This is a genomic window from Marinovum sp. 2_MG-2023, assembly GCF_030548265.1.
In the GTDB taxonomy this organism is placed as follows: Bacteria; Pseudomonadota; Alphaproteobacteria; order Rhodobacterales; family Rhodobacteraceae; genus Marinovum.
The window spans coordinates 1-11,876 of the sequence record NZ_JAUOSD010000047.1 but is presented as its reverse complement, the minus strand read 5'-3'; the positions used below and the strand labels follow the sequence as shown (position 1 = coordinate 11,876).

General features: G+C 53.3%; 7 protein-coding genes. 1 reads left to right on the top strand and 6 read right to left on the bottom strand.

Translation table 11 applies throughout. The features are described 5' to 3' along the window. Positions 1-271: 271 nt before the first annotated feature. Genes Q4577_RS23030 through Q4577_RS23005 form a run of 6 tightly spaced genes read right to left on the bottom strand, consistent with a single transcriptional unit; the run spans position 272 to position 11,073 of the window. The gene (locus tag Q4577_RS23030; RefSeq protein WP_303473186.1) at positions 272-1,612 is read right to left on the bottom strand and encodes an McrC family protein; all 1,341 of its coding nucleotides are present in this window, start codon (positions 1,610-1,612) and stop codon (positions 272-274) included. Continuing rightward, positions 1,609-4,416, bottom strand: a complete 2,808-nt coding sequence (locus Q4577_RS23025; protein ID WP_303473188.1) for an AAA family ATPase — start codon at positions 4,414-4,416, stop codon at positions 1,609-1,611. The genes Q4577_RS23030 and Q4577_RS23025 overlap by 4 nt, the downstream gene beginning before the upstream one ends. 16 nt (positions 4,417-4,432) lie before the next feature. Beyond that, a complete protein-coding gene (locus Q4577_RS23020; protein WP_303473189.1) occupies positions 4,433-7,831 on the bottom strand; it encodes a DEAD/DEAH box helicase family protein in 3,399 nt (1,132 codons plus the stop codon). 23 nt (positions 7,832-7,854) lie between these two features. Continuing rightward, complete coding sequence (locus Q4577_RS23015) at positions 7,855-8,361, bottom strand: hypothetical protein (RefSeq protein WP_303473190.1); 507 nt, start codon at positions 8,359-8,361, stop codon at positions 7,855-7,857. Position 8,362: 1 nt separating this feature from the next. Then, positions 8,363-9,538 carry a restriction endonuclease subunit S gene (locus Q4577_RS23010; RefSeq protein WP_303473191.1) on the bottom strand — a complete coding sequence of 392 codons (1,176 nt, stop codon included), beginning with the start codon at positions 9,536-9,538 and terminating at the stop codon, positions 8,363-8,365. Further along, positions 9,535-11,073, bottom strand: coding sequence for a class I SAM-dependent DNA methyltransferase (locus Q4577_RS23005; protein ID WP_303473192.1), 1,539 nt, complete (start codon positions 11,071-11,073; stop codon positions 9,535-9,537). The genes Q4577_RS23010 and Q4577_RS23005 overlap by 4 nt, the downstream gene beginning before the upstream one ends. Positions 11,074-11,245: 172 nt before the next feature. Between Q4577_RS23005 and Q4577_RS23000 the strand changes: the two genes are divergently transcribed. Then, positions 11,246-11,836 (top strand): hypothetical protein, encoded by a 591-nt coding sequence (locus tag Q4577_RS23000; protein WP_303567670.1) that lies wholly within the window; start codon positions 11,246-11,248, stop codon positions 11,834-11,836. Positions 11,837-11,876: the final 40 nt, after the last annotated feature.

Sequence of the window (11,876 nt, the reverse complement as noted above, 5' to 3'; positions counted from 1 at the left end):
CAGACGCGGAAGCCGAATACCCAGATTCAACCTGCAGACTCTCATTATGAATGAGGGACCAGCAGGGGGCAGGTCAGAATGTTTAGATATTTGTTTAGATTTTCAAAAGCCTGTTCGCGTTCGATACGTTAAGCTATTGAAATTAAATGGAGGCGAGTAGGAGAATCGAACTCCTGTACACGGATTTGCAATCCGTATGCAGGTGCTGTTTTTATTGGATAAAATTGTAAACTGAGCCGAAAGGTGGTGGTAGTGAAATCGATGAGTTACCTTAGCGTCTGTAAACTGAATTTTGGGCTGAATTGTCAGGTTTTGACAAGCTCGTTTCCAGTGATGTCTTGACCAAATGTACCAGTGACGTGGTTACCTGAGAATGCCTTTGCGACACGTCAATTGTGGATACAAAGAGCTTCTTGCGGGCCCCTGCAGAACCAATTGAGTAAGCCTGCGGCGGCTGGCTGCCAGGCAGCCCATGGTGATGCGGGTAGAGCAGCATGACGCGGTCGCATTTGTAGAGTTCGGAATAAGCCATCAACTGATACACATCGCCCTGGCTAATGCCTTGTTTGGCGTCCTCAATACGGGGAGATATGCGTTTCCACTTTGTGTCTATGACCATGACCACATCACCATGGTGACGAATTATGATGTCAGGGCGCGTTCTAAATCGGCCTTGTTCCCCCTCAAATAAGCAGTCCTTTTGACCACCTTGGGAAGTAGCTGTGAACGGGGTACCAGCAAGCCCTCGTTTGAGGAGCTTGGTGACATACTCCTCAAAGAGCACATTCATTTCAAATAAGAGCGCATGGCCATCAGTGGCCCCCGCATTCGTTGTTTGGTGACGATCTCCTAAAAGCAATTTGGCAAGTGACAGTAGCTCGCGCCATCGGTCATTGGTGCGATCAAGTGTGATACGGTCCCAGCGAAGCGCCGAGGGTGCGACGTCGGTGATGTCGGCATAGGCAAAAGAGAGTTCACGTAGAGACCTCAGGTTATCGGCGGAGGTCGCAACCCGAGACAGTTTAGAAATTGCGGCCTTCATGACCCGATTGAGGTCAATGTCCAGAGAGAGTTCATCATATTCGCACGCCAGATGCTGGGGCTGTGCCGCAAGAACAGAAAACTGCCTTGTGACATTCAGACGCCCACGCAGCGCTGGTAGATCGTCCGTGTGGGCGATGTAGCGACGCGGGATCCCATGACGCACGGCTTCTGTCATCTTGTTGCAGAAGATCCTGATCAGGATCTCAAGCAGAGTGTCGCGCTGCCATCCCAGACTCGCTGTATTCTGTGCGTCAATTCGAAGATCACGCGCCACAGACAGCATATGAACAAGACGTCGGCGTAAAGTTTCTGGTGCTGCGTCGTGCTCCCCTGATGCTTCAATTTTGGGGAGTATCTCAAGCTGGCAGTCTGTGGCGGCAATCACTCCGACGACACCCCGAGCGCGCAGGTGTTTTCGGCGGTGTTCTAAAACACCTTCGCCGCTACTCCCCGCAAAAACTGATTGTCGCGCTACTTTAGCGAGGCGGTCAGCCTGACCTTCGGAAATGGGATCACTCTTTGCTCCGAAGGCAATCTTTTTCCACTCGCCAATGGTATGCGGCTTCATTGGCTGGTCAATCTCGTATATTCAAAGCCTTCATCTGCATCCTTGAGGCTCCAGCGGAACCGGGTTGGGCCGTCCGCTTCACTGTCCATGCCAGGAGGGGCCTTCAACAGCTCTCGCTTGAGAAAGCCGCCAATGATTGGCCCTTCATGCGCCTCGGCATCCCCTAATACTGCGGCAACCTTGTGCCAGTCCTCGAAGAAGTATTCGGCCAGAAGAGGAATTACCTTATGGCGCATTGTTTGATCAACGTCATTGCGGGATGCGCAGCCAATGAAATAGGCATGCCCGATCCGATGCTCGCGGTCATAGAGATATTCGATGCGATCGTTGATTACGCGCAGGATTTTGGGCAGGTCCAGCCCACATCGCCGCGCCGCGTCGCGCAGTGTTTCGGGATCGGGCTCGATCTCTTTGAATTCGAACCTGCGACGCAGGGCGGTGTCAAGGAGCGCAATAGAGCGGTCAGCGGTGTTCATGGTGCCGAGGATATGTAGATTGCTGGGTAGCCCGAAGTCTTCGCCAGAATAAGGCAGTCGAACCTTCAGAGCATTTTCCATCCCCAACCGTTTGTCCGGTTCGATCAGGGTAATCAGTTCACCGAAGACTTTAGAAATGTTCGCGCGATTGATCTCATCGATGATTAGCACATGTGGGAGCTGTTCGAGGACCGCTTCTTCATTCACGCCATTGATCAGCCGGAGAAGGGCGGGTTTCTTTAGCTTGCTTTCCCCCAGGCGGTAGATCGAACGCATCGTGAAATTCGAGCCGTATAAATCTGATACCGGAAGCCCCTGGGGGTTTACCCAAAGCCAGTTCACGGCCCTGCGATGGCAATATTTTTGATTGTCTCTCTGCTTGTACTCATACTCTCCCGTCACTTCTCCGATTGCTCGGAACAGACTATTGCCCTTCGAAACAATGAGGATATCACCGACCTGAACCTGGTTGCGGAAGGCATCAACAAGAGCGACTTGGCCGGATTGTTTAGTGACAGGTCCTTCGCGGCGCCCCTCGGCGCGGCATATCTTCAAAATTTCTTCAGGGTCGGTATATTTGGGGTCGCTGAAATCAATGTCTTCCCATCCTAAGAGGGTGTGACCTTCCGAGATTGCCTCATCGAACAGGTATTGTTCAGAAGGGTCCTTTCCGGCGGCTATCGACATTTTGAAAACCTGTCGACCCTCCAAGGAGAAGTCGTCGTCCCCACTGCTTTCGGATCCGCCGAACTGAGCTTGCTCTGCCATTCGTCGAATAACGCCAGGGACGGTCTGCAGCCGAAAACCGGTTCCAGAACTGCCGTCTCCCTCTACATCTGTGGTAGGTTGCCGGCCTTCGACAAAGTCCTCGTAGGACATCGATTGATGGAAGGTTACAAATTCGATCCGCTTTTCAGATTTGAGGCGGTTGTAGGCCTCCATTACATCCTTGCGGTCTTGCGGCACCTCTTCGCCACACAGGCGTAACGCCTCGGTCGCTGTCGCATGTGTTTTGCCTGTACCAGGGGGGCCGTAGAGGATCAGGTTCTTCGCTTGTTCCATATCTAATCTCTGTTCTGGCCGTAGTATTGTTTCCGGTGTGCTTGCGCCGGCGGTACGGGTCAATTGATAGGTGAATTCGGTCGTGCTGCTGGGCTGCGGCTCTGTATAGGTGGGCTTGGGAAGGCCTGTCATTTCTTGAAATTTCGAACCCAAGAGTGCGCTGCAAATGTTTGGATGAGAGTTTTGTAGACCTATTTCTTTTCCAAGGTCCCCAGCTTTGATCGTAACGGAAGCCTGTCCCGCCTCGCGGGCTGGTTCGATATGGTAGTTCAGTGCGCAAGCCCGGATGCGATCGGCATCTCGAATGAGGTGGCTATAGCGCTCTGGCGGCTCAACAGGGGTATTGTCCTGATCTACGATAATGTAGCCAGCATTGTGGAGACGGGCGGCTGCATCCGATTTTTGCCCCCACCCGCCATTCAGCGTCGTTTTTCCGAGTAGAAAGCCAACCAGTGGTTTGGTCGGGTAGGGCTTTGTGGCGGTTCTCCGCGTTGATCTCACCCAGTAGTCTCTGGGATCACCGAAAGCATCAAACACCTCCTTCTGGGAGCCATCAAATACATAAGCGTCATAGGCGACCATGGCCGCTTCAATATTCTGTCGAGAGAAATCGGCGGGTTGCCTGTCTTTCTCTTCGTTGTCGATCAGTTCAAAGCCCAATTCTTTCAAACGCTCGAATGACTGGCTTTCACCGAAGCCGTTGAAGAACTCCTTGGCAGTCAAGGCAGGCCCGTCTGGTAACTTCGCGACCGCTGCCGCTACGATCGCTTTTGCAGGGTAACGTAGCGCCTCACCGTCGTCATGGTCGGCCTCAGCGACCGGTCGTATCGTCCAAACCTGCGGCTTTCCGAAGCTGCGGTTTTGTAAGAATGCTTTGAGCCCCTCCGTGTCGCAGTCATCCATTGCAGCGATGATTTCGGATTTAGTCAGCTCTCGAAGGTAATGCGAGTGTTCCAGTTTGTTGGGCATGGATGAGCTGTTGCGAACAAAGTCAGCATATAGGCTAATGGATTGGCGCAGGCTTGCCAAGCCGTTCCTTAGATTGCCATCAATCTGCACAGGCGATGGATTGGGTGCATTGTTTCTCTCATCTTCAGTACCGTACGAAAACCGTCGTAACAGGTCTTCTATTTTTTGCTCTGCAAGAACCTCATCCAAATCCCCGATCGCATTCTCAACTCGGCGCGCCGTGCTGATTCTGGAACCTATTGATCTTTCACTTTGCCCTTGGGCTTCGAGCCATTTTCGAAATTCAGATTCTTGCATCTTTAGCTCTCAATATTCAGGCCGCGACCGCCGCGTCGTTTACGGATTTTACGATCCGAATGATCTCGGCCGCATGATCCTTCTTAAAAACGCCGGCAATTCCGAGGTTATCAATGTCTGAAAAAGGACTTTCATAGAAAGTCCTGGGTTCCACAATTCCGCTATCGGTGAGGTGATCAATGATCATATCAATGAATTCTGTTTGATCAGGATTTAACTGCTGCGCTGACATAAAGGCGCTGAAAGCTTGTTTTGCGGCTGCGCGGTCAAGCCCGATCAATCGGCGCAGGAACACTCCTAAAGGTTCTTCTTCTTGAAGAGCTGAGAGCGTCTCCGTGTCCGAAACGCCTTGTTCAATCAACATTTTCTGAAGCTCTTCAACGTCAGTTCGTGTGAGGGCCTCTGCGCGGTAAATTTTCTGCAGAGTGATGTGATCCATATGTGTTTCGACAAATTTGCGGACTTTCAATTTGAACCGCGCCTTGTCTATCCCGGTGCCGACTTCTGGGAGGTCTATGGTCTCAGTACCACCGATCTCATCTTCAAAGTCGGTTATCACGACCTTGCGTTCCTTAGGTTGGATTAGGTCTGCGAGCATGCGTAACTTGCGTCTGACCTCCTCCAGGATATCGACAGAAATATCAGTCCAAAATTGATCTGTCTGCATTTCAAGGATCAGTTCCATCTGCTTGGCTACAGTGGGAACGTTGGATAAACCCTCAAGAGCAGAGGCAAATTTGATCATTCGCATTTGCAGCCGTTGAAAACCGGCATCGCCGCGTAGCAGAAGCAGCTGTGCGTTCAACACCAGAAGATCGAATTGCTTCGCAGGCAAATGGTCGTCCTGGTATGCAGATGGTAGACCCGCGATCTCATCGGTCAGCGTAATCCTTGCGTCGAGATCCAAAGTTGCCCAGCGATCCATCTTTTTGAATTGCTCTACCGCGCGGCGCTTGTCGCGTACCATGAAATTTTCGAGGTTCATGCCTGACACCTCATCAAAGAGGCGTTCCTTCAAAGATTTCTCCAAGTCAGCATGAGTGCTTTCCTGCTCTTGTAGGTCCCCGATTAGCTCCACACGCGTCTTAAACAGACGTTCACCGATTGGAAGTGCTGTACCGGCATTCCGAGCATCTGGGTTCTCACGGAAAAATTCCAGATTTTGACAGAAGTCGAAAATGATGAAATCTTCTTTGTCCTCACCGGGCGCGAATAGGTCCTCGCGCAAGCGGGTGCCACGACCGACCATCTGCCAGAACTTTGTCTTGGATCGCACAATTTTGAAAAACACGAGGTTCACAACTTCTGGAACATCAATGCCTGTGTCCATCATGTCGACGGACACCGCGATATGTGGCTGTTTCTCCGGCTCGGAAAAATCATCTATCAGTGATTGGGCATAGGTGACGCTGTAATCAATCAATCGAGTAAACTGCCCAGCCAAGTGGGGGTAATTTTGGTCGAACCTCTCAATGATGAATTGAGCGTGTTTGCTGTTCTTGGCAAAGATGATGGTCTTTCCCAGCTGATCACCACCCGCGACTTTGATACCGTTTCGCATTACGTGCTCAAGCACCTTATCGACAGTATCCTTGTTGAATAACCACTTGTTCAGATCGTTAGATTCAACCCGATCCGGGATCGTACCGTCCTCATCCCATTCAATCGCGTCCCATTCGTCTTTCTCGTGGTCAGAAAGCTGATCGTATGCAATCCCGTCGCGTTGAAACTTCAAGGGGACAGAAATTGATTTCGGGGGCACAAGATAGCCATCCTGCACCGCGTCATCCAGATCATATGCATCGGTCGGCACACCACTCTCAAGGTTGAATAGAGAATAGGTATTGTGATCGATCTCATCTTTTGGTGTGGCGGTCAGACCCACAAGGAAGCTATCGAAGTACTCGAAAATCGCTCGATATTTTCGGTAGACGGATCGGTGTGCTTCATCGATCACGATCAGATCGAAGTGTCCCGGCCCAAAGCGCTTTTCTCCCCCCTTAATTTCATCAATCAACCCCATCATGGTGGGATAGGTAGAAAGAAATACCCTACCACCGGAATGGTCATTGCGCGCAGGGTCATGCCGTTCCAAGAGGTTTGCGCTCGGGGTGGCAGGCAGGTGTGTCTTGAAGGCTCCATGTGCCTGCTTCACCAGTGCCACACGGTCAGCAAGAAACAGCACGCGCTTGACCCAGTTGCCACGCATCAACTGGTCGATTAGGGCGATTACGGTCCGAGTCTTGCCGCTGCCAGTCGCCATCACAAGCAACCCCTTGCGCTGGCGATCCTTTTCAAAGGCTTGTCCGATACGGCGGATTGCGCGCTGTTGGTAAAACCGCCCTGCGATCGCCTCATCAACGGTCACATCATCAAGAGTTTTCCGGTTGCCTCGCCTTTGTTGCAACAACACCAATTCATCGCGTTTCAGGAAACCAGAGATCTTCCGAGGAGGATACCGCAGATCATCCCAAATCCAGTGTTCATAGCCATTGGTCGTAAAGATTACCGGACGCTGGCCGTACATCTTTTCCAGACAGTCCGCATAGAGCTTGGCTTGTTGTTGGCCTGTGCGAGAATCCTTCTTGGTGCGCTTTGCTTCGACGACCGCCAATGGCTTCCCATCAGCCCCCCAAAGGACATAATCCGCAAATCCTTCGCCGCTCTGGCTCGGCATGCCTTTGACCGGGAATTCGCGGTCTCGGGGCTGGTCCAATGCCCAGCCGGCCTCGTGTAGCAACAGATCAATGAAGGCATCGCGGGTGGCGGCCTCACCATAGTCGTGATCATCTTGGATCGCCTGATTGGCTTTGCGCGCAGCTGCATATTCGGCGCGCAGACGCGCCAGTTCTTCCTCTACTGCCTTGCGACCTTCCTCAGACTCCTTGCGCGCTTCCTCAGCCTCCTCAGCGCGCTTATTGGCGGCTTTGACATCTCCTTCGATCTTCTGGATCTGTGCAACCGTGCTCGCAGAGATTGTCAGGGATCTTTCCAACTTGCCGATGTCAAACGACAGGGCGGGATCAGGCTTAGGCCCCGTCGCATAGGTGCGGGCGATCCAGTAGCAGACATGGAACAGCTCGCGCACCGTCGAGGCCGCATCCTGCGCCGTCAGGGCCTTTCCGCTGTCATGGGCAGCGCGGTTGCCTTGATCTTTGATGTATTTCGCTTTGGTGGTGATGGCAGGCCCCGTTAGGGCCTCAAGGCTGGGTTCTGCGATCAGGGCGGCCAGCGTGCGCTCATAGGGATGGCGCAGGGCGGGATCGCGGCGGTAGAGCCATTTCAGCGCTGTCTCCAACGTCAGCCGCGACCAGAAGCACGCGCCGCGTGGATCGGACAAGGCCAGCTTTTCCGCCTTCTGGGCGTGTTGCTTTAGGTCTTGAAAATCGGTGGAGAGAAAAGAAAATTGGGACATTAAAACAACCTATGCGAATGGCATTACCTTAATGCGGGAAAATCCTTGCGAAAGGCTTGTTTTGCCTCTTCCCACTTTTCTTCTCCCTCCGGCGACAAAACCCAATTGCAATTGACTGTGTTCAGCACGCCGTAACCTGCGTCTTTCAACCCATCACAAAGCAGCTTTTCCATCGCCCCCACTTGATCGCGAAACGGTTTGTGCCGTTCCATCAAGGTGGCGCGGTCGCTGCCGTCATGATCCACTTGCGGGTAGATCGGGCCGTGGGCGATCAGCTCGAAGCTGGTGCAGTCTTCTGGCGTGACACCGTAGGCGATCAGATTGCGGCGCAGGGCGTTTGAATTGGGGGATGTGCCAAGGTGCTGGCCCATCCGTGTAAAGGGTGCAGCGGCATGGGGGCTGGAATTATCACCGGTGCGGCCAACGTAATGCAGCGCCCCGTTTGGCGAGGCGATGCGCCAGACATAAAGCCAGAAACCCCGTTGCAGCATCGCCCCCGGAAGGGTGAGACGGTGGAGCGCGGCAGGCATGTCAGAGCTCCCCGCGAAAGGCGCAGTGTTGGAGGGAGGCGAAGAGGGATTGCAGGCCTAAGAGAGATGTATTCGATTTATTCCTTTGGTTGTCCAGCGCCTCGAGCTTTAGGACTGCGGCACGTTGTGCTTCAATTGGTGGTAAACTTAGTTTGAGACCTTTCAAATCCCTGAGGGAGACACGCGCGCGCGTGGCCTGAACAATTATGGGTTTAATCGCTCTTCGCCCGACTTCAGTGTTGAAAAATGCAGCGAGATACTTGGCAAGTGCACGTTCGGGATCGATGCGGATACGGATAACATCTTGAGTAATAATCGCAGGAGGTTCGCCTGCAGGGTATATTGCAGCCGCACACGGTGGATCGCCAACCTTAGAAAGAAGAAGATCGCCACTATTCACGGCACAGCCAGAAAGTTCCTGTGCCTTTTCTTGAGTTACGTGCCACTCACTTTTCCTCTTATATAGGCCAGAAGCAATGTCCCGAATGTAAATAACCGGGACGCCCTCAACTGTCAGTTCACTCCTTAAAAGATTACTGCCAAAGGGCCCATTGCAAAATGCATTGCGGGTATTTTCTGCGAGTTTTCCAAATTCTACATCTGTTAATTTGAATTCGGTTCCTTGCTGGCACTCAAGCAAGATCGCCTGTCCGAGGGTGTTGAGCCTGTCGAGGGCGCGGGTGCGGAGGCGGCGGAGCGCGTCCGCCTGATCCAATATCCCCGAAATCCGCTTCTGCTCCTCCAGCGGCGGGAGGGGGATTTTTAGACCTCTCAGCGCATCGAGTTTGATCCCTTTAACCGTTGCACCTGTAGCTTGGTCAAGCAATTTCCCACTATTCGCCAGAAGCGCATTGTATAAGTAGCGAGTATCCACGGACACCTTCGGGAAAAGAGCCTTCAAATCTTGGTTGATTGCCAAATCTATTGTGTTAATCGCGGCTTTTCCGACCGCCATGCGGGTCGGAACAATGATGTGGCCAGCTGGAATTATATTCGTCGCTGAAGCAGCTACGCCTGCCGCAGTAATGCGGTCAACAGTTCGATCTAAAGTGCCGCTCTTGAAGTCTTTTACTGAGGCCCAAGGGATGTCCCCATCCCAATATGCGGCAACTTTCTTATCCGGAGTGCCGCCACCTTTGATATCGACAATGTCACCAAGTGGGACGTAGTTATTCATCCCAACATCCCCTCCAACCGATCCAACCCTTCAATAATCTCACCTTCCAGAGCACGCAGCTCTGCGATGATCTCGGCGGGGGATTGGTGCTCGACCTCCTCATGCTCGATCTCTTTGTAGCGAGTCAGCGACAGATCCCATGATCCAGTGGCGATAATCTCGGATGCTGGCACCACAAAGCTTTGCGCGGTGCGGGGGCGGTCTGCCTCACTCTCCAGCGCCTGCCAGCGGGTCAGGATATCGGGCAGGTTGTTCTTGGCGTGCTCTTCCTCGGTCAATACCACATCCGGCACGGGGCCAAGCTTGGCGTCCTCCAGCAGCGGCGTGCGCTTGTCATCAAGGCTCATCCCGTCGGCGGTCATGTCGTAGAACCACACATCCTCGGTGCCGCCCACGCCGGTTTTGGTGAACACCACGATGGCGCAGGACACACCGGCATAGGGGCGGAACACGCCCGAGGGCAACTTGATAATCGCGTCGAGTTTGTGATCCTCGACCAGCATTTTGCGGATGTCTTTGTGCGCCTTGGAGGAGCCGAACAGCACCCCATCAGGCACAACCACAGCAGCACGCCCCCCTGTGCGCATCAAGCGCAGGAACAGCGCCATGAACAGCAGTTCGGTCTTTTTGGTTTTGACGATTTTCAGCAGGTCTTTGGACGTGGTGTCATAATCCAGCGATCCGGCAAAGGGCGGGTTGGCAAGGATCAGGGAATAGCGCCCTTCATCGGCGCCATGTTCTTCGGCAAGGCTATCGCGGTAGGCGATGTCGGGATTGTCCACACCGTGCAGCGTCATGTTCATCGCGCCGATCCGCAGCATGGTACTGTCAAAGTCAAAGCCGTGGAACATGGAGTTATGGAAGCGGTCGCGTTGTTCGGGATCGCGCAGCATCTTGGGGTGATGAGCGCGTAGATATTCGCCCGCCGCCACAAGAAAGCCGCAGGTGCCCACGGCAGGGTCGCAAATGGTGTCCTGCGGGGTTGGTGCCATGAGGTTGACCATCAGGTTGATGATGTGGCGGGGCGTGCGGAACTGGCCGTTCTGGCCCGCACTGGCGATCTTGCCCAGCATGTATTCAAAGACGTCGCCCTTGGTGTCGCGATCCTCCATCGGGATGTCGTCGAGCATCTGCACGACCTTGGCCAGCAGGTTGGGATTGGAGAAGCCCAGCCGCGCGTCCTTCATATGAGTGCCGTAAGACGACCCTTCCTCACCCATCTGGCGCAGAAAGGGGAAGACGTGCTCATCCACAATACGCATCATCTCGCGGGCCTCAAAATTCTTGAAGCGGGACCAACGCAGGTTGTCGTAGGGCTCGCCTTTGTCATCCTGCCCTTCGAGGAAGATGCGGCGTTCCATCGTGGTGCCCAGCATCTCGGCTTTGCTTTCCTCACGGGTGTGGATCTCGTCCAACCGCTTGATGAACAACAAGAAGGTGAGTTGTTCGATGACGGAGAGCGGATTGGAGACGCCGCCAGACCAAAAGGCGTTCCAGATTTGGTCGATTTGCGTGCGGATGGTGCCTGTGAGCATTGAAGGGCCTGTAAATAATAGGGTTTTTGACAGGCTATCGGGAGCGGCGTGGCTTAACAATAGCATAGGTGTAACCAGCGCGGGAAATTGTCGACCCACTGTCGGCGGTTCGATGTCACTAAGTTTGCATTGAAATCAACCTGTTGAGAATTTTTTGGCGGCCCGAATTTCCGTGGCGAAATACTTGTCTGCATCTCCTTCTTATCAATCAGGAAAGAGACCGACGAAGCCTAAACCCAAAAGCTCCGCCGAACATGTTCTAATATCCGAGATGCGGGTTAAAACGCCAAAAGGAACAAGACGCCTTTCGAAAGAGGAACAACGACAACTTATCCAGATGTTCGCAGTGAAAGCGAGTGCAGATCAATTCGATATTCACAGCCTTGCATCAAGAGGCAGTTTTATCGACAGGATATCTCGCCATTTTGACGATACGGATATTTCTTATGCCTTGCCGATCATGCAGGTCGTTATGACCGCCGCATCGGTCCTGACGCAAAAAGGTGCTTTCCTTGATGTACCCGGCGTCGGGCGGACCTTGCCGACCCTGTGGACCGTAGGCCTCGCGGGCTCGGGTTCGTCAAAAACACTTGCCGCGGAAGAGATCGACAGAATTGTATCAATCGGAGGCTCTGAGGTGCCCACCAGACTTCCCACGGGCGCTACAGACGCTCAGTGGATTGTCGAATTGCATGACAATAATGGGGCGTTTTGGTTTCAGGATGATGACCTGCCCCCCGCGAAATCCCTCACCGTAATGTAGAGTCTGCGCCAACTCTGAAGGAGCAGACAGATGCGAAAGA